Here is a 17,739-nt window from a genome sequence, read left to right as displayed (position 1 = left end):
GGGCTGGCCGAGACCGCCCAAATCAGCCCATATTGATAACCTATTGCACGTCCCCCATTGGAGCCGCTCGACACTCGGCAGTCTTGGGATCGCAGATCGAGGAGATTTCATGACCAGACGTATTTTGCCACTGGCGATTGCCGCCGCAATCGCATTTCCGGCGATCGCCGGCGCCGCCGATTCGCCGCCGCCGCCGCGCATCGTCGTCACCGGCGAAGGCGAGGCGGCGATAGCACCCGATCTGGCTCTGCTGACGCTCAGCGTCATGCGCGAGGCCAAGACGGCGCGTGCCGCGCTCGATGCCAATAACGACGCCATGGCCGCGGTGATCGCGGCAATGAAATCGTCCGGCATCAAGGAGCGCGACCTGCAGACCGCGGGCATCCAGATCAACCCGCGCTATAACTACACCAACAAGCCCGACGGCAGCCAGGAGGCCGAACTTGTCGCCTATCAGGTGACCAACACGCTTTCGGTGCGCATCCGCGACATCGACAAGACCGGCGACATTCTCGACAAGGCGGTGTCGCTCGGCGTCAACCAGGGCGGCGGCATCTCCTTCTCCAACGACGATCCGGCGGCAGCCGTCACTGAAGCGCGCAAGAAGGCCGTCGCCAATGCCATGGCCAAGGCCAAGACGCTGGCCGAAGCGGCCGGCGTCGGCATCGGCCGGGTCCTGGAAATCACCGACCAGAATTTCGCACCGCCGCCGATGCCAATCAACGCCAAGGCTTTCGATGCGGCCGGCGCATCGGTCCCCGTGCAGGCCGGCGAGAATTCCTATACCGCGCAGGTGACGGTGACTTTCGAACTGAAGTGATCGTCGATCGCAGCGCATGAAAAACCCCGGAGGACCGATCCTCCGGGGTTTTCGAGCCGCACCTTTCCGTCCTGGCGGAAAGAGGCTCCGCTACTTTACCGGCTGAAAGACGCCGGCCGCAAAGCTTCGACCGGCTTAGCGATAGATAATCGGACAACCGCGCTCGTTGGCGAATACGATCACCACGCGGTCGCCGTACTGGCGGCCAGCGATCTTGACCGTGCGGCGGTTGATGTCGACGATGCGGGCGCGGCGCAGGCCCATACGTTCGGCCTTGTCGAGTGCACGCTCCGGCGAACAGGAGCGGCGCCAGTTGCGCTCACGGCGGTGTTCGCGATAGTAACCATCATCTTCGTCGCCGGTATAGACGCCGACGCGCGGATCTTGGTTGTTGCCGAAGCCGAGATAGATACTGTCTGCATGGGCTGGGATGGCAGCAAGCGTGCCAAGGCCGACAAGAGCCGAAAGAGCCGCCGTCTTGATAGTGTTGAACATTGTCTTCTCTCCTTGTTTGAGGGTTTCCACCCGTTTTCGTCGAACCGATGGGAGGAGAATGCACCCGCCTGTCTGAATTTTTTGCGAACCGGCCGTTCATCTCCGGTTCATGCGGCAGAACCGGGATAGTCTCTCGCTTCCGGAACCGGTGCTATGGACGGCGGTCCTACATAGGGTGGACCGGCATGGGCGGATAGGGAACGTCCGTTTTGCTGTCGGTTCTGGGTCCTCGATTCCGGAGTAAATCCTAAGGCTCGTCTGCAAGCATATGGTCGAAATAATCCTCCGGCTCGGCAAGCTCCGTCTCGCTGGCGCTGACCCGGCCGCGCATCGAGATGCCGGCCTCGTGCACAGTCTCGTCGCTTCCCGACACCAGCCTGTGCCACCAATAGAGATCGCGGCCCTCGGCAACCAACCGGTAAGCGCAGGTCTTGGGCAGCCAGCTGATGGTGCGCACATTCTGCGGCGTCAGCCCGACGCAATCCGGAACACGCGCCAGCCGGTTGGTATAATCGGAGCAGCGGCAGCTTCCAGCGTCGAACAGCCGGCAGCCGACGCTGGTCCAGTAGATATCTCCGGTGTCCTCGTCTTCGAGTTTGGACAGGCAGCATTTGCCACAGCCGTCGCAGAGCGATTCCCACTCGGCCGGGGTCATCGCCTCCAGCGTCTTGGTTTTCCAGAACGGCTTTTCCATCGTCGGCATGTGGACCTCGGAGGCGTCAAGGTCAAGCGCAGCAACCCATGCACCCTCGTCCGAACCATACGCCGGGACCATACGCCAAGACCATACGAATGACATGAAGTCGCCTTCAAAACGCCGGTCAATCGCCCTGTGCCACCGCTAAGACCTACAAACAGGAACCAAACATGGTTGCTGAAAGTTTGGGCAGGGATGGGACGCCACAAGGAGTGTTTATGATGAAACGCCAACCACGGATTCTGGCAGGCACGGCGCTTGGCCTGTTGATGGCGTCCGCGCCGTTAGGCGCGTTCCCGCTGCAAGGCAGCGCCGCATTCGGCCCCGCTCGGAACAGCGCAGTGCTTATCCCGGCGCAGTCGAATTGCGCCGAAGGCGAGTCGGCCGAAGCCTGTGCCCAAGGCGGGCAGGCGGAGCCGGAACAGAAGCCCGGCAAGAGGCGCGAACGGCAGGAGCGAACCGAAGCACCCGCCGAACAATCGGGCGAGTCCGAGCAAAAGCCGCGCCGGAACAAGCGCGAGCAGCAACAGACCGAATCCGCGCCCGCCGAACAACTCGCGCCCTCGGGCGGAGAGGAGCAGGGCAATCAACGCAGGAAAAAGAGGCAGCAACAGCAGATCGAAGCCGAACAGCCGGCCGAGCAGGCTGCACCCGTGAATGACGATCAGCAGATCAAGCCGCGCAGGAAGAAGCGCGACCAGCAACAGCGGGAAGCCGCACCTGCTGAACAGCCGGCCGAGCAAGCTGCGCCCGCGAGCGACGATCAGCAGCAGCTCAAGCCGCGCAGGAAGAAGCGCGACCAGCAACAGCAGGAAGCCGCACCTGCTGAACAGCCGGCCGAGCAGGCTGCGCCCGCGAACGACGTTCAGCAGCAGCTCAAGCAGCGCAGGAAGAAGCGCGACCAGCAACAGCAGGAAGCCGCACCTGCTGAACAGCCGGCCGAGCAGGTTGCCCCTGCAAACGACAACGAGCAGGGCAATCCGCGCAAGAGGAAGAATAAGCAGGACCAGCAGGCGGCGCCGGCTCTCCCACAGGCCGAGCCACTTCCAACCGACAAGCAAGCCGCTCCTGCTCAAGCCGAACAGCCCCAGGACCAGACGAAGAAACGCGGCAAGAAGCCCGTTGGGGAAGAGCCGGTGACAGGCGAACAGCAGCCCGCAACCGGTGAGCAACCCGCCACCGGCGAACAGGCAGCACCCGCCGAGGGTGGGCCCCCTGCTTCGGGCGAAGCCGCGGCCAACCCGAACGAGGCGCCCATACTGGACAGTCAGAAGGATGTCAGGCGCAGGCACGGCAAGGACCAAGGCGGCCAAAACGCGGGTCGCCAAAATGGCGGCAAAACGGGTGGTCAGGAAGGCAACCAGCCCGTCGAGGAGAACGGCAACCAGGCGGAAGTCTCGAAACCGGCTCCGGTCGACCAGGGGCCGCCCCCGACCGACGACCGGGCAGCGCAGCAGGAGATCAAACCTGAAAAGATCGCTCCCGTGACCGAGGAAAAAGGCAAGCGCGTCGAGCGCTCAGCCGATTTCGAGGATGTTCGTCGTCGGCGGCGCCCGCAAGGCACCAATGTCCTCAGGGAATTCGGCGACCGCGTCATCCTCCAGTTCAACAACCAGACGTTCGTCGAAAGCAGCGACGCCCCGCGTATGCACCGCGGCGCCAGGAATGTCTATTATGAGGACCTGTCGGGCGATCGCACCCGGGAAATCGTCGAGCGTGACAACGGTTTCCGGATCGTCACCATCCGCAACCGCTACGGCGACGTGATCCAGCGTTCACGCATCGCGCCTGACGGACGCGAATATGTGCTGAGCTATGTCGACGAGCGGAACTATGACGATGATGCAGACTGGCGCGACCCGGGCGACGACCTGCCGCCGATGCGCCTTACCATCCCGCAAGAGGAATACATTCTGGATTCCGAAGAGGTCGAGGATCCGGACGACTACTACACCTTCCTCGAACGACCGCCGGTGGAGAAGGTCCAGCGCCTCTATTCGATCGACGAGGTCAAACGCTCGGCCCGCGTGCGCGACATTGCCCGCCGCATCGACCTCGATACGCTCAACTTCGAATTCGGTTCGGCTTCGATTTCCGACACCGAGGTCCAGAAGCTGGAGGGTGTTGCCAACGCCATGGACAAGCTGCTGAAGAAAAACCCGGCCGAGACCTTCCTGATCGAAGGCCACACGGATGCAGTCGGCAAGCCGGAAGCGAACCTTGCATTGTCCGACCGCCGCGCCGAGGCAGTCGCCGAAGCCTTGACCAATGCCTTCGGCATCCCGCCGGAGAACCTGACGACACAGGGCTATGGCGAGGAGTATCTCAAGGTAGACACGTCGGGACCCAACCGTGAGAACCGCCGCGTCGCCATCCGCCGCATCACCTCGCTGGTGGCGCCGGTGGCCAGCGCCCAATAAGCGGAATGTGAACCGCGCGATCCGATCAACCATTGAATCGCGCGGTCACCAATCTTGAAACGCGAGGTCACCAATCCCAAATTTTGGAAAGGGCGTCCCTGCCCCGTCCCGACTCCAGCGGGACACACGAGCCCCGCCGGTTCCCCTCCCCGGCGGGGTTTCGTTTTTTAGAACCTTGCAAACCGCCGCAGCCTGCCCGAAATACGGCACTCCGACAACGGAGCCCGGAATCGCCGCATGAAGCGCCTCGAACTCGCCATCGAATCGATCATTCTCGCCTCGCGCTGGCTGCTGGTCGTCTTCTATCTCGGACTGGGCGCGGCGCTTGCCATCTATGCCGTGTCCTTCGGCAAGAAGCTGTTCGAGTTCGTCTCCGTGGCCTTCACGCTCGACGACACCGATACCATCCTGAAGATCCTCGGCCTCATCGACGCCGCGCTGGTCGCCTCACTGGTGGTGATGGTGATCATCTCGGGCTACGAAAACTTCGTAAGCCGCTTCGATGAAAATGACGGCAAGGTGCATTGGCTGGGCACGATCGATGTCGGCTCGCTGAAGGTCAAGGTCGCCTCGACAATCGTCGCCATCTCCTCGATCCACCTCTTGCAGGTTTTCCTGAACTCGGTCTCCTACACGACCGACCAGCTGATGTGGCTGACCATCATTCATCTGGCCTTCGTTCTATCGGCACTGATGCTTGCCTATATCGACCGGCTGATGGGTCTTGGCAAAGCCAAGAAAGCCGAAGGCTGAGCACGCGTCTGTGCCGGTCTTTAAGAGATACGCCTGTCAGCTAGATGCTTTCCGTCAGTAAATACCTTTGATTTTGGTATCAGTCCGCTCGAACACCTCGTCCGGCACAAAAAAGTCGCCGGCGAGCGGGCCTGTCGCGCCCGGCGCATAGGCTGAGAAATCGCTGACGCCTTCGGCGCGCAGCACTTCTTCGTCGATGTAGAAATTACCGGTTGCCCCGCGCGACGGCCTGACCAGGATGGCGTGTGCGGCATCGGCCATGATGTCGGGCGAACGGCTCATCGCCGCCACCGTCGCCCCGCCCAGGAGGTTGCGCACCGCCGCCGTGTCGATGGTCGAGATCGGCCAGAGCGAATTGACCGCAATGCCATCCCTAGCGAACTCGGCGCTCATGCCCAGCGTGCACATCGACATGCCGAACTTCGCCATCGTGTAGGCGACATGGTTCTTGAACCACTTGGCCTTCATGTCGAGCGGCGGCGCCAGATTCAAAATGTGAGGATTTTCCGCCAACCTCAAGTGTGGAATGCACATTTTGGAGACGAGAAAAGTACCGCGCGTGTTGATCTGGTGCATCAGGTCGTAGCGTTTCATGTCGGTCTCCAGCGTGCCGGTGAGTTGGATGGCGCTGGCATTGTTGATGCAGATATCGATGCCGCCGAACGTCTCCACGGTTTTGGCGACGGCTTCGGCGACCTGCGCTTCATCGCGGATGTCGCACAGCGCCGGCAGCGCCTTGCCGCCGGCCCGCTCGATCTCTTGCGCCGCTGTGTAGATCGTTCCCGGCAGCTTCGGATGCGGCTCGGCGGTCTTGGCCGCGATCGTCACATTGGCGCCGTCGCGCGCGGCGCGCAGCGCAATCGCCAGCCCGATGCCGCGTGACCCGCCAGAGATGAACAGCGTCTTTCCCTTGAGCGACATCCTCGCCCCTCCCTGTGCTACTCTCTTTTCTACCATCTTTTCTCCTTGCGATCCTTGCCTGCACCGCCGGCGGATACAAGCGCCCTTAACCCGCAGCGGTGGTGTGACGCTACGGAGGGTCGTGGATTTCGCGGGAGCGCGCGTTGAATCTGTCGGGCAAGTTGGTATATATTCTATACGAAAAGGGAGAATATATAAATGGCCTTATCGATCAAGAATATGGCGGTCGAGCAACTGGCACGTGAGCTCGCCCGCCGGCGCCAGGTATCGGTGACGGAGGCCATCCGTCAAAGCCTCGAGCGCGAAGTTGCGCGCGAGCGGCTTGTGCCGCGCGACGAGACCGGTGACCTTTTTCAACGTCTGATGGCGATTGCGGAACGAGCTGCACGAATACCGGAGCGCAAAGACGCGATGAGCGACGATGAAATTCTCGGTTATGACGAACTGGGTATCCCGACGCGATGATCATCGATTCCTCGGCGCTGGTCGCCATTTTACGCACGGAGCCGGGCTACGACCGCTTCGTTTTGGCGATCACCCAGGCTGAAAGACGTTTGCTTCCGGCACCGACACTGCTTGAAACGACAATGGTGCTCGTCGGCCGCTGGCAGGACCAGATTATCGATCGCTTCGAAACTTTTTTGCGCACCGCCTCGATCGAGACGATCCCCTTCACGGCCGACCACGCCGCGGTCGCTCGTCAGGCGTTCCTGCGCTATGGCAAGGGCCGGCATCCGGCCGCCCTCAACTTCGGCGACTGCATTGCCTATGCTGCGGCACGTATCGAAGCCATGCCGTTGCTGTTCAAGGGTGACGATTTCCGGCTGACCGACATCGAACCGGCTGTTTGATCCACGGCTAGACCAGCACCAGGCCCTGCCGCATGGCGATGGCGATCGCATCGGTGCGGTTGGCGGCACCGAGCTTCGTCAGGATCGCTGCGACGTGGAATTTCGCCGTATGCACGGAGATGTTCAGCCGCCGCGCGATGACCTTGTTGGGCGCGCCTTCGGCGAGCAGTGCCAGCACCTCGCTTTCGCGCGGCGAAAGCGTCGGCCGGACGATTTGCTCGTTACTCGGTTCCTCGTCGAACCGGTCGCTGTCATGAAAGGTAAAATCGTGCCCGTCTGACAGAGCGTGGCTGTCACGCGAAATCCGGTAGCCAGCCGCCGCCAGCCGCGCCGCAGCGGCGATCAGCACGTCGTCCGCTGCCACCGGCAGCACGGCAAACACTGTATCGGCCGGCCGCTCCCCGGCCGCTCGCGACGATAGCAGCACCCGAGGCATAGCGGCGTCGACGAGCCCGCCTTGCACCCCATGATCATCGACGATGGCGACATCCGCCGCCCAACGCCCGTCGACTTCGCCCGCCAGAAAAGGCTGCAGGTCATCGGTCGCAGCGAGAGCCGCGGACAGACTTCGCGCGCGCTCGACGTCACCGAGCACGATCAGCACCGTCAGCCGTCTGCCAGCGACCTCACCGCTTACCATCTATCCCTCAGCTCAGTGGTTTTTCACCGATGGTCAGTGAGACCTCACGGTTCTCGCCGCCGCGCACCACGCCGAGTGTCACCAAGGCACCGGCGCTGTCCGGCCCGAGCTTGCGGATCAGCTCGCGCGGGCCATGCACCGTCTCTGCGTTCCACGATACGATGATGTCGCCGAGACTGAGACCGGCGGCTTTCGCCGGGCCGCTATCGTCAAGGCTCATCACCATGGCGCCCTGTGTATCACCATTGCGGACCGGATGCAGGCCGGCACCAAGATAGCCCCTCGCCACATGACCCTTCTCGCGCAGCGTCGTGACTGCCCGCTCGATCGTTTCGTAAGGCATGACCAGCGCCCGCCGGCGTGGCCCGAACAGCAGCATGCCGATCAGTCCGCCCTTGGCGTCGAGCACAGGGCCGCCCTCGAAACGGCCGCCGGCATTGACGGCAAGGTTGATGCGCCGGTCGATCGTGCCGCCGCGCATTGAACGCCAGGCCGGGCCGACCTCGCCGACCGTGCCGAAGGTAGCGAGCGAGGTGCCGTCGCTATTGCCCGCGACGATCGCCAGATTGCCCGGCCGCACTGCATCCGCCTTCACCAGGGACGGCACGCTTGGTGCGCCGGTGGGTTTCAAAACGGCCGTGCCGGTGGACGGGTCGCGGCCGACTAGCTCGGCCTTGACGGTTTCGCCCGAAGGAAACGTCAGCTCGATCTCCTCGCCGGCCTCGACCGCCTCCTCGGCAGTGACGAAATAGCCGTCCTGCCAGTGGAAAGCGGTAGACGTGCGGTGGTGGTGCGTCGCGAAGCTGGCCGTCGCTGGAGCCGCGGCTGCGGCGATGTCGGCAATGGCGTCGGAAAATGTGCTCAGATTGAAATCGCTCATGACTTGTCTCCTGGGTTCCTCGTGACCCAGATATCGCCCGGCAGGGCGTTGGCGGATACTCGCCTGACGGCTAGTTGGGCGTTTGACTGGCCATCTGGTCAGGTCGCGGCCGGTCCGGCCGCTCCGCACATATAGGCATTGTTCATCTTGTTCCAAAAGCTACGGAGCCCCGCAGATGGCCCTGCCCGCCCAGCAATTGCAATATGACGATGCCCTTCTCGATGCCTATTCGGCGACGGTCGCCGATGCCGTCGACCGCATCGGGCCCGCCGTCTGCCGCATCGAGCGTGTCGGTGGCCCGGGCGGCCATGGCTCAGGCTTCGTCATCGCGCCGGACGGGCTGGTCGTCACCAACTTCCACGTCGTCGGCGATGCGCGCAGTGTGCGCGTGTCGATGCCGGACGGCGCCTCCAGGGAAGGCCGCGTGCTCGGCCGCGACCCCGACACCGACATTGCGCTGGTGCGCGCCGACGGCAACTTTGCCGACGTTGCGCCGCTTGGCGATTCCAAGCGTTTGAGGCGCGGCCAGATTGCAATTGCCATCGGCAACCCGCTCGGCTTCGAATGGACCGTCACCACCGGCGTCGTCTCGGCGCTCGGCCGCTCGATGCGTGCCTCCACCGGCCGGCTGATCGACGACGTCATCCAGACTGACGCCGCGCTCAACCCCGGCAATTCCGGCGGACCGCTGGTGTCCTCGGCCGGCGAGGTGATCGGCGTCAACACCGCGATGATCCACGGAGCGCAAGGCATCGCGTTCGCGGTTGCCTCCAACACCGCCAATTTCGTCATCTCGGAGATCATCCGCTTCGGCCGCGTGCGCCGCGCCTTCATCGGCGTTTCCGCCGACACCACCAACCTGCCGCGCCGCGCAGCACTCTTGTCGCAAGTGTCGAGCAGCACGGCGGTGCGCCTGCGCAGCGTCGAGAAGAACAGCCCGGCGGACAAGGCCGGCCTCAGGGAAGGCGACATTATTGCCGCCATCGACGGCCGCCCGGTCACCGGCGTCGACGATCTTGTGCGCATGCTCGACGCCGAGCGCATCGGCCGCGAGACACTGTGCACGGTGGTGCGCCGCTCCGGCATTGCCCAGGTCACGGTGATGCCGTTGGCGAGGGCAAGCTAGCTCGCTGCAGCACCCTGCGCATATTGCGCCAGGAATTCCGGGCTCGGCGGGATCGGCCTGATCACGTCGATCAGCACGCCGTTGGGATCCTTGGTGATGAAATGGCGCTGGCCGAAGGGTTCGTCGCGCAGCGTTAGCAGGATCGGCAGGCCGGCGGCGGTGATCCGCTCATAGACGGCATCCGGGTCCCTGACCTCGAAATTGATCAGCACGCCAGACGCGCGGCCCCGCCCCTCCTCCGGGATCGTCTCATGATCGCCCTGGACGATGCCGAGGTTGACGCGGCGATCTTCGGCTGAGCGCAGATGGATGTACCAGTCGGCCTCGAACAGCGGCTTGAAGCCGAAATGCGCGACATAAAAGGCTGCAGTGCCGGCAACATCGCCCGTCATCAGCACCGGATAATAGCTCGTCGTCCTCATCTTTCCTTCTCCCGGCGAACAACATACAATCTGCATGTAAATGTAACTAACATACAGGCTGAATGTATGCAACAGCGATCCGCTCGCCGCTCCAACCGTGATCGCACCGAAGCGACACGCGCCGAGCTCATCGCCGCGGCGCGAAAACTGTTCACCGAAAAATCCTATGCCGAGACCAGCACACCCGAGATCGTCGCCGCTGCCGGCGTAACGCGCGGCGCGCTTTATCATCACTTTGCAGACAAGCAGGCGCTGTTTGCCGCTGTGGTCGAACAGGAGGCGCAAGCCGTGGCGGAAGAGATCGAACGCGCGTCGCCGCCTTCGCTATTTGCCCGCGATGCGCTGATTGCCGGCTCGGATGCCTATCTGGCTGCCATGCGCGCCCCCGGCCGAACTCGGCTCTTGCTGCTTGATGGCCCCGCCGTGCTCGGCCGCGCCGCCATGGATGCGATCGACAATCGCCATGGCAACCGTTCGCTGTGTGAGGGCCTTGTTGCCGCGATGCGCTCGCACTCTATGACGAGATTGCCTGTGGAAGCTCTGACCGCTTTGCTCGCCGCTGCCTTCGACCGCGCAGCGCTCGCCATTGAAGCTGGAGCATCGATCGAGGACTATCGCGCCGTTCTCATCGCGCTGATCGACGGTCTGTCTCCGGCTCCTCCTTAGGCACCTCACCCGGCTCGAATTCGTTGAAACAACCAAGCTGGCGCTTGAACTGATCGATCAGCCAGGCGGCCGCCGGTTTCGGGCTGCGATCGGCGCGGTGCATGGCATAAAGCGGCGAGCGGACTTCGCTGTAAGGCTCGAGATCGAGTTCGACGAGCCGGCCGTTCGCCAGATCATCGGCAATCAGCCATCGCGGCAGCCCGCCCCAGCCCAGCCCCTCGCGCATCAGCACGTGCTTGGTGCGCACATCCGTCAGCCGCCAAGTGCGGTAGGCGAAGACGCCATAGTCGCGCCCGCGCGTACGCTCGGACTGGTCCGAGACGACCAGTTGGATGTGTTCGCGGACATCCTCCAGCGCCACTGGTCTGGGCAGCAGCGCCAGCGGGTGATCAGGCGCTGCGGCCGGCACCAGGGAGAAGAAACCGATGCGCAGCAGATTCACGTCCGCCTCGCCCAGAAGCCCTCCGATGCCGAGATCGGCCTGTCCGCGGACAACATGATCGAGGATAAGGCCAAGCGAGCCGATATGCAGACGCAGTGTCACGGCCGGAAACTGCACCTCGAATGCCTTTAGCACCCGAACCAGCACCGGCGACGGTAGCGTCACGTCGACCGACAGCGCAACTTCCGCCTCCAATCCCTGCCGATATCCGTCGATACGCGAGCGGATGCGTTGCAGCACGCCGACCATGCGCCGCGCATCTTCCAGCGTCGCCTTGCCGACATCGGTCAGTTGCGGCTCACGCGTGCCCTCACGCTCAAACAGCTTCAGCCCAAGCTGCGCTTCGAGGTTGGCAATGGCGTAGCTGATGACCGACTGCGCGCGGTTGAGCTTACGGCCGGCAGCCGAGAAGGAACCGGTGTCGGCCACCGCAACCAGGATCTGCAGTTGGTCAAGCGTCGGGTTGGGCTGCATCTTTCAATCCACAATTTAGATGGATCATATACAAAATATACCAGTTTTTCAAATGGGTCTGCGCACACATATTTGCCGGGAGATTTTAATCCAACCCTGGAGAGTCACCATGTCCATCCTTCTTGTCACATCCAGCCCACGCGGCGCCGCCTCGCACTCGACCCGCGTCGCCAACGAACTCGCCGACAAACTGCTTGCCGCCGATCCTTCGGCCAAGCTTGTCGCCCGCGACCTCGTCGCCAACCCGCTGCCGCATATCGACCCCGACTATTCGACCGGCATCTATACGCCGGCCGAAGCGCGCACCCAGCGCCAGGCTGAGGTCGTCGGCGTTTCCGATACTGTACTGGACGAGCTGTTTGCGGCCGACACCGTCATTCTCGCCACTGGCTTCATCAACTTCAACATCTCGTCGACGCTGAAATCCTGGGTCGACCACGTCGCCCGCTCCGGCAAAACCTTTGCTTATGGCGATGCTGGCCCGAAAGGCCTCGTCACCGGCAAGAAAGTCTATATCGTGCTGGCCTCGGGCGGCATCTATTCCGAAGGTGCAGCCGTGCAGTTCGATCATGCCATTCCCTACCTGCGCAGCGTGCTCGGCTTTCTCGGCATGACCGATGTGGAGGTCATCCGCATCGAAGGAGTCGGCATGGGCGCCGATGCGGTAGCAGCAGCGCTGGCCAAGGCCTCGACCAAGGTCGACGCCATTGTGGCTGCAACCGGAAGCGCCGAGCGCGTCGCCGCCGCGGCGTAAAGCCAGCATCGTTTGAATTGAACAAGGGCAGGCGCTCGGTGCCTGCCCTTGCTGTCGTTGGCGACAACCTATTGTGGTGGGCCAACAACTGCCATTGGTTATTCCGCTTGTCTGCGCTATCGGTCGCGGATGTTCCTGTCCGTTGCCACAACGCACCGTCCGGCCACCGATCTCGGTTTCCTGCTGCACAAGCATCCCGATCGTTTGCACGAGACCGACCTCTCCTTTGGCAAAGGGTGGCTATTCTATCCCGAAGCGACCGAAGAGCGTTGCGAGGCAGCACTCCTGCTCGATGTCGACCCGATAGGGCTAGTGCGCGGCAAGGGGCGGGCGGAAGGCTTGCTGGACCAATATGTGAACGACCGGCCTTACGCGGCATCGTCTTTCCTGTCCGTGGCGCTAAACAAAATGCTGCGGACGGCGATGACCGGAATGTCAAAGGAGCGCCAGGAACTGGCTAGCGGCGAACTGCCGCTGGAGGCAGTCGTGACTCCACTGCCGATGCGCGGCGGTGAGGCTCTGGTTCGAAGCCTGTTCGAACCCTTGGGCTGGACAGTCGATCTGACGCCAATCGAGGGAATCGGGTCTGGTGCAGGCGAGTCCCGGTACGGCCATCTGAAGCTGACCGGCACGGGCCGGCTCAGCGCCTTGTTGAACCACCTCTACGTACTGATCCCGGTGATGGACGATGCCAAGCATTATTGGGTCGGCGAAGCAGAGGTCGACAAGCTGCTGTCCAAGGGAGAGGGCTGGCTGGAAAAACATCCCGCCAAGGACCTGATAGTTCGCCGATACTTGCGCAACCGCGGTGCCTTGGCCCGCATCGCTCTGGAACGACTGGTTCCTGAAACGGCCAGGGAGACTTTGCCGCCCGAACTGCGTGTCACACCTGAGGAAGCGCTGGAGACGCCGATCCGGCTCAACGATCTGCGCATGGAAGCTGTTGTCCGAGCCATCCAGGCAACGGGTGCAACCACGGTTGCGGACCTGGGATGCGGCGAAGGCAAGCTACTTTATCGGCTCGTGCGCGAGCGATGGGTCCATAAGCTGTTCGGGTTGGATCCAGCGGCACGCGAACTGGAATGGGCTGCAAAGCGTCTCAAGCTGAACGAGTTTGGCGGGCCGCCGGGGGGCCGGGTTACGCTGCTGCACGGATCTCTGACATACCGGGACGGCCGCTGGGCGGCAGCCGACGTCGCCGTGCTGGTCGAGGTCATCGAGCATCTCGACGAGGACAGGCTGCCCCTGGTCGAACGCATCGTTTTCGGCGAGACGGCGCCTAAATCCGTCATCGTGACCACTCCGAACGCGGACTACAACGCTCTGTTTCCCAGATTGGCCCCTGGCGCATTTCGCCATCCCGATCACCGTTTCGAATGGAGCCGGGCTCAGTTCGAAACCTGGGCGGCCAAAATCGGTGAGATCTATGGCTATGCAGCCACCTTCAGCGGTATCGGAGCCCAGGATTCTACCCTCGGCGCGCCCACGCAGATGGCGGTGTTCACCCGATGAGAGAACTGGACAAGACCGATCTCGCCATTCCTGACTTTGCCCTCGTCGTGCTGATCGGCTCGACCGGATCGGGCAAGTCGACTTTCGCGGCCAGGCATTTTCTGCCGACCGAGATCATCTCCTCGGATCAGTGCCGGGCGCTGGTCTCCGACGATGAGACCGACCAGGACGTCTCTGCAGATGCCTTCGATCTGGTGCGCGAAATAGCCGGCAAGCGGCTTAAACACCGCAGGCTGGCCGTCATCGACGCCACCAACGTGCGAGCCGCCGACCGCAAGGCCTGGATTGAGCTGGCGCGCAAGTGGCACGCTTTGCCCGTCGCCGTGGTCCTCGATCCAGGCGTCGAGGTGTGCGTCGCACGCAATGCGGTGCGAGCCGACCGGCCGGTCGGCGCCGGGGTCGCCCAGCGCATGACAACCGAGATCCGCAAGGGTCTTGGCGGCCTGCAACGCGAGGGCTTCCGCCAGGTCTGGACGCTTTACCAGCGAGGCCAGCATCGACGCGGCCGAGGTGTCGCGGCAGCCGCTATGGACCGACAAGCGCGACGACCACGGCCCGTTCGATATCATTGGCGACATCCACGGCTGTTCGGATGAACTTCAGATGCTGCTCGCTCGACTGGGCTACAGCGTCGCCTGGTCTGAACATCAGGGCGACCGAACGGCCACTGTGATCCCGCCGCAGGGCCGCAAGATCGTCTTTGTCGGCGACCTCGTCGATCGCGGCCCCAACTCGCCCGACGTACTGCGCATCGCCATGAGCATGGTCGCGGCCGGGACCGCCTATTGTGTCCAGGGCAACCATGAACGCAAACTCGGCCGCTGGCTGGAAGGTCGCAAGGTCACGGTCGCCCACGGCCTCGAGCAGACGATAGACCAGTTGAACACGCAGGACCGCGGCCTGCGAGAGGCGCTGCCGGCCGTTCTCGACGGCCTGCGCAGCCACGTCTGGCTGGACGGCGGACACCTCGCCGTCGCCCACGCCGGTCTCAAGGAGGAAATGATCGGACGCGGCTCCGGCGCCGTGCGCGAGTTCGCTCTGTACGGCGAGACCACAGGCGAGACTGACGAGTTCGGGCTGCCCGTCCGCGCGGACTGGGCCGCAGCCTACCGTGGCAAGACAGCCGTAATTTATGGACATACGCCAACGCTGTCGGCCGAGTGGGTCAACAACACCCTGTGTATCGACACTGGATGCGTGTTCGGCGGCAAGCTGACGGCCTTACGCTGGCCGGAACGCGAACTGGTAGAGGTGCCGGCAATCCAGACATGGTCGGAGCCGATACGTCCGCTGGGCGGGTCCTGTCTGGGCAAATCGGCACAGGCCGACGCCGACGGCGTGCTCGATTACCAGGATGTCTCCGGTCGCCGCTGGATCGAGACCGGGCTGAGGGGCCGGATTGTGGTGACCGAGGAGAACGCCTCGGCGGCACTGGAAGTGATGAGCCGCTTCGCGCTGTCGCCGCAATGGCTGATCTATCTGCCGCCGACCATGTCGCCGTCCGAGACCAGCAGCCAACACGGCTGGCTGGAACGTCCGGAAGATGCCTTCGCTTATTTCCGCGAACGCGACGTCGCCCAGGTCGTGTGCGAGGAAAAGCATATGGGTTCGCGGGCGGTGGTCGCGCTGTGCCGGAACGCGCAGGCGGCGCGCAGCCGCTTCGGGATCCCGGGCGACGAGACCGGCGCAATCTGGACCCGCACCGGACGTTCCTTTTTCAACGACGGCACCATGACGGAAGGCCTGCTCGCTCGTCTCCGGGTCGAGGTCGACGCGGCGGATCTGTGGACGGAATTGAACAGCGACTGGCTGCTGCTGGACACCGAGATAATGCCTTGGTCGGCAAAGGCCGGCAGCCTGATCGAAAGCCAGTATGCGCCGGTGGCGACATCCTCAGCCGCCGGTTTCAAGGTCAGCCGCGAGGCGCTAGCCCGTGCGATGGCGCGCGGCGTCGATGCGGCCGGCCTGAACGCACGCCTTGAAGACCGGGCCGCCCGTGCGGCTAAATACGCCACGGCCTGGGCGCCTTACGTGTGGCCGGTCTCCGGCGTCGACGACCTTAAGGTCGCGCCTTTCCACCTGCTCGCCAGCGAGGGACGTGTTTGGTTTGACCAGGATCATGTCTGGCACATGTCGCTCGCGGACCGTCTGGCTGCCCATGTTGGCGTGGTCACGCCGACCCGATGGCGTACGGTTGATCTGGCCGACGGCAGCGCGTGTGCGGAGGCTATTGCCTGGTGGGAGGCGCTGACTGGCTCGGGCGGCGAAGGCATGGTGGTCAAACCACGCGACTTCGTCAGCCGTGGCAAGAAGGGACTCATCCAGCCGGCGCTGAAGGTCCGCGGCCCGGAATATTTGCGCATCATCTATGGTCCCGAATATGACGCGCCGGACAATCTCATCCGCCTGCGAGAACGCGGCCTGAGCGGCAAGCGCAGCCTGGCACTCAGGGAGTTCGCGCTCGGTCACGAGGCGCTGACGCGATTTGTCGCCAAGCAGCCGCTACGCCGCGTTCACGAGTGTGTCTTCGCCGTGCTGGCGCTGGAAAGCGAGCCAATCGACCCAAGGCTGTAATAACGATCTACCCGAAGATCTTCTCGCCTTGCTCATCGACCAGCTGGATGCCCTTCTTGATCGAGATGTCGACAGCGTCATCAAGCCCGGCAAAGCGATCGGCGCGGATGAATTTGTGCTCCTTCATCACGCCGTCGATCTCCTTCGAAACCACGCCGCAGGTCTGGTACTGGCCCTCCGCCTTGTAGGGCGTGGCGCTGATCAAAAATCCCTTGTGCTCGATTTGCTTTACCGGCGCCGCTGTCTTTGGCTCAGCGGCTTCGTTGCCGCCGCCGAAAAGACGCTTCAGAAAAGACATGGGGTATCCTCCAACGGCAATCATCCTGCACCACATAGCGTGGTGCAGGATGATTTTCAGTACCGGTCCTTGGCCGAGCGGGCAAGGGCCGCAGTTGGCTTGGCACTCAGGGGTCAGTCGCGCGACAGCGCTTCCAGGGCCTCTGCGGCAGCTTCCAATATGCTGATTGCCTCGGCCTGCTTTGCTTCAGGCGCATCTACGATTTCGCCGAGCGCGGCGCGCAGCCGGTGGCGCACGGCGCGGAATTCGTCGCGCTTTTCCGAGCGGCCGCGGCCGCGCCGGCCACCGTCGCCGTCATCGTTCCAGCCGAACCACTCGCGCGCCTTCGCCATCTTGCGGCCGAAGCGCTCGAGATGGTCGAGCACGTGGTCGATCATCTCGCGATTTTCGTTGAGATGCGCCTGCCCTGCCTCGGTGATCGAAAACACCTTCTTGTTGCCTTCCGCCGCAGAAACGGCATAGCCGGCCTCTTCCAGGAAGGTCAGCGTCGGATAGACGACGCCGGGGCTCGGGCTGTAGACGCCGCTGGTGCGCTCCTCCAGCGCCTTGATGATGTCGTAGCCGTGCCGCGGCGCCTCGGCCAGCAGCGACAGCGTGATCAGCTTGAGATCGCCGTCAGCCAGCATACGCCCGGCGCGGAACATGTCGCCTGGTCCGCCGCGTCCGCCGCCGCCTCTCATGCCATGCCCGAACGGGCCGAACCCGCCGCGTCCGCCGAACTTGCCGGCCATATGCATGAAAACGCGCTCGGCGTGTTCGCCAAAACGATGATGCCCGAAATGATTGTCTTTGTGCATTGTCTGCTCCTTGAGTTATGTCTTACGATATATCTCAATTAGGTGCTCGCCACGATCGAGTCAAGATATATCTTACGATGTATCTGAAAATGCGCCAGCAGGATTGATTTCGCCGGCAAGGGCAGCTAGGAAGCGCGTGAGGGTCGAAGACCCCTCCGTAAGCGTCTGACGTGAAGCAACGCATCCACCCCGGTCGT

At 63.2% G+C, this 17,739-nt stretch carries 21 protein-coding genes; 11 read left to right on the top strand and 10 right to left on the bottom strand.

Annotation, left to right across the window (positions count from 1 at the left end; all coding sequences use genetic code 11):
• The first annotated feature begins 109 nt into the window (after nucleotides 1–109).
• A complete protein-coding gene (locus NKH37_RS27415; protein WP_023719319.1) occupies nucleotides 110–820 on the top strand; it encodes an SIMPL domain-containing protein in 711 nt (236 codons plus the stop codon).
• A 135-nt stretch (nucleotides 821–955) separates the two neighbouring features.
• Here the strand turns inward: NKH37_RS27415 and NKH37_RS27410 are convergent, their stop codons facing one another.
• From NKH37_RS27410 to NKH37_RS27400, 3 genes are all read right to left on the bottom strand, one after another.
• Nucleotides 956–1,315 (bottom strand): hypothetical protein, encoded by a 360-nt coding sequence (locus tag NKH37_RS27410; protein WP_353006007.1) that lies wholly within the window; start codon nucleotides 1,313–1,315, stop codon nucleotides 956–958.
• A 247-nt stretch (nucleotides 1,316–1,562) separates the two neighbouring features.
• Nucleotides 1,563–2,009, bottom strand: a complete 447-nt coding sequence (locus NKH37_RS27405; protein WP_023719321.1) for a YcgN family cysteine cluster protein — start codon at nucleotides 2,007–2,009, stop codon at nucleotides 1,563–1,565.
• Nucleotides 2,010–2,296: 287 nt separating this feature from the next.
• On the bottom strand, nucleotides 2,297–3,184 hold the full coding sequence (locus NKH37_RS27400) for a hypothetical protein (protein ID WP_352494951.1): 888 nt from the start codon (nucleotides 3,182–3,184) through the stop codon (nucleotides 2,297–2,299).
• Here NKH37_RS27400 and NKH37_RS27395 point away from each other — a divergent pair.
• Nucleotides 3,149–4,432 carry an OmpA family protein gene (locus tag NKH37_RS27395; protein ID WP_348633220.1) on the top strand — a complete coding sequence of 428 codons (1,284 nt, stop codon included), beginning with the start codon at nucleotides 3,149–3,151 and terminating at the stop codon, nucleotides 4,430–4,432. The genes NKH37_RS27400 and NKH37_RS27395 overlap by 36 nt on opposite strands.
• A 237-nt stretch (nucleotides 4,433–4,669) precedes the next feature.
• A complete protein-coding gene (locus tag NKH37_RS27390; RefSeq protein WP_023719323.1) occupies nucleotides 4,670–5,185 on the top strand; it encodes a TIGR00645 family protein in 516 nt (171 codons plus the stop codon).
• A gap of 54 nt (nucleotides 5,186–5,239) precedes the next feature.
• On the opposite strand, the gene NKH37_RS27385 is transcribed toward NKH37_RS27390, so the two are convergent.
• Nucleotides 5,240–6,106, bottom strand: coding sequence for an SDR family oxidoreductase (locus NKH37_RS27385; protein ID WP_352494950.1), 867 nt, complete (start codon nucleotides 6,104–6,106; stop codon nucleotides 5,240–5,242).
• Between the two features lie 198 nt (nucleotides 6,107–6,304).
• Here NKH37_RS27385 and NKH37_RS27380 point away from each other — a divergent pair, with 198 nt between their 5' ends.
• Together NKH37_RS27380 and NKH37_RS27375 are read left to right on the top strand one after the other, a co-directional pair.
• Complete coding sequence (locus tag NKH37_RS27380) at nucleotides 6,305–6,571, top strand: type II toxin-antitoxin system VapB family antitoxin (RefSeq protein ID WP_023719325.1); 267 nt, start codon at nucleotides 6,305–6,307, stop codon at nucleotides 6,569–6,571.
• Nucleotides 6,568–6,957 carry a type II toxin-antitoxin system VapC family toxin gene (locus tag NKH37_RS27375; RefSeq protein ID WP_023719326.1) on the top strand — a complete coding sequence of 130 codons (390 nt, stop codon included), beginning with the start codon at nucleotides 6,568–6,570 and terminating at the stop codon, nucleotides 6,955–6,957. Before NKH37_RS27380 ends, NKH37_RS27375 begins: the two co-directional genes overlap by 4 nt.
• Before the next feature lie 7 nt (nucleotides 6,958–6,964).
• Here NKH37_RS27375 and NKH37_RS27370 read toward each other — a convergent pair whose 3' ends face one another.
• Nucleotides 6,965–7,597 carry a helix-turn-helix transcriptional regulator gene (locus NKH37_RS27370; protein ID WP_352483191.1) on the bottom strand — a complete coding sequence of 211 codons (633 nt, stop codon included), beginning with the start codon at nucleotides 7,595–7,597 and terminating at the stop codon, nucleotides 6,965–6,967.
• Nucleotides 7,598–7,604: 7 nt separating this feature from the next.
• Nucleotides 7,605–8,477: a S1C family serine protease gene (locus tag NKH37_RS27365; RefSeq protein WP_023719328.1), complete on the bottom strand. Its 873-nt coding sequence runs from the start codon at nucleotides 8,475–8,477 to the stop codon at nucleotides 7,605–7,607.
• A 175-nt stretch (nucleotides 8,478–8,652) separates the two neighbouring features.
• Here NKH37_RS27365 and NKH37_RS27360 point away from each other — a divergent pair, with 175 nt between their 5' ends.
• Nucleotides 8,653–9,603 (top strand): S1C family serine protease, encoded by a 951-nt coding sequence (locus NKH37_RS27360; protein WP_023719329.1) that lies wholly within the window; start codon nucleotides 8,653–8,655, stop codon nucleotides 9,601–9,603.
• On the opposite strand, the gene NKH37_RS27355 is transcribed toward NKH37_RS27360, so the two are convergent.
• Entirely contained in the window at nucleotides 9,600–10,025 is a 426-nt protein-coding gene (locus NKH37_RS27355; RefSeq protein WP_352483190.1) for a VOC family protein, read from the bottom strand. The genes NKH37_RS27360 and NKH37_RS27355 overlap by 4 nt on opposite strands.
• Nucleotides 10,026–10,091: 66 nt before the next feature.
• Here NKH37_RS27355 and NKH37_RS27350 point away from each other — a divergent pair, with 66 nt between their 5' ends.
• Complete coding sequence (locus NKH37_RS27350; protein WP_353038981.1) at nucleotides 10,092–10,691, top strand: TetR/AcrR family transcriptional regulator; 600 nt, start codon at nucleotides 10,092–10,094, stop codon at nucleotides 10,689–10,691.
• On the opposite strand, the gene NKH37_RS27345 is transcribed toward NKH37_RS27350, so the two are convergent.
• Nucleotides 10,651–11,607 carry a LysR family transcriptional regulator gene (locus tag NKH37_RS27345; RefSeq protein ID WP_023719332.1) on the bottom strand — a complete coding sequence of 319 codons (957 nt, stop codon included), beginning with the start codon at nucleotides 11,605–11,607 and terminating at the stop codon, nucleotides 10,651–10,653. The two genes, NKH37_RS27350 and NKH37_RS27345, sit on opposite strands and share 41 nt — an antisense overlap.
• Nucleotides 11,608–11,716: 109 nt before the next feature.
• Between NKH37_RS27345 and NKH37_RS27340 the strand changes: the two genes are divergently transcribed.
• Genes NKH37_RS27340 through NKH37_RS27325 form a run of 4 tightly spaced genes read left to right on the top strand, consistent with a single transcriptional unit; the run spans nucleotide 11,717 to nucleotide 16,447 of the window.
• Nucleotides 11,717–12,361: an FMN-dependent NADH-azoreductase gene (locus NKH37_RS27340; RefSeq protein WP_023719333.1), complete on the top strand. Its 645-nt coding sequence runs from the start codon at nucleotides 11,717–11,719 to the stop codon at nucleotides 12,359–12,361.
• Nucleotides 12,362–12,409: 48 nt separating this feature from the next.
• Nucleotides 12,410–13,873 (top strand): 3' terminal RNA ribose 2'-O-methyltransferase Hen1, encoded by a 1,464-nt coding sequence (locus NKH37_RS27335; protein ID WP_353041839.1) that lies wholly within the window; start codon nucleotides 12,410–12,412, stop codon nucleotides 13,871–13,873.
• On the top strand, nucleotides 13,870–14,469 hold the full coding sequence (locus NKH37_RS27330) for an AAA family ATPase (protein ID WP_353041837.1): 600 nt from the start codon (nucleotides 13,870–13,872) through the stop codon (nucleotides 14,467–14,469). The genes NKH37_RS27335 and NKH37_RS27330 overlap by 4 nt, the downstream gene beginning before the upstream one ends.
• Nucleotides 14,384–16,447 (top strand): polynucleotide kinase-phosphatase, encoded by a 2,064-nt coding sequence (locus NKH37_RS27325; RefSeq protein WP_353041835.1) that lies wholly within the window; start codon nucleotides 14,384–14,386, stop codon nucleotides 16,445–16,447. The genes NKH37_RS27330 and NKH37_RS27325 overlap by 86 nt, the downstream gene beginning before the upstream one ends.
• Before the next feature lie 7 nt (nucleotides 16,448–16,454).
• Here NKH37_RS27325 and NKH37_RS27320 read toward each other — a convergent pair whose 3' ends face one another.
• On the bottom strand, nucleotides 16,455–16,745 hold the full coding sequence (locus NKH37_RS27320) for an HlyU family transcriptional regulator (RefSeq protein ID WP_023719334.1): 291 nt from the start codon (nucleotides 16,743–16,745) through the stop codon (nucleotides 16,455–16,457).
• A 113-nt stretch (nucleotides 16,746–16,858) separates the two neighbouring features.
• Nucleotides 16,859–17,542 carry a PadR family transcriptional regulator gene (locus NKH37_RS27315; protein WP_023719335.1) on the bottom strand — a complete coding sequence of 228 codons (684 nt, stop codon included), beginning with the start codon at nucleotides 17,540–17,542 and terminating at the stop codon, nucleotides 16,859–16,861.
• Nucleotides 17,543–17,739 lie beyond the last annotated feature (197 nt).

Origin of the sequence: Mesorhizobium sp. M1217, from assembly GCF_040318275.1 — a bacterium.
GTDB lineage: Bacteria > Pseudomonadota > Alphaproteobacteria > Rhizobiales > Rhizobiaceae > Mesorhizobium.
This window is presented reverse-complemented; position numbering and strand designations above follow the sequence as displayed.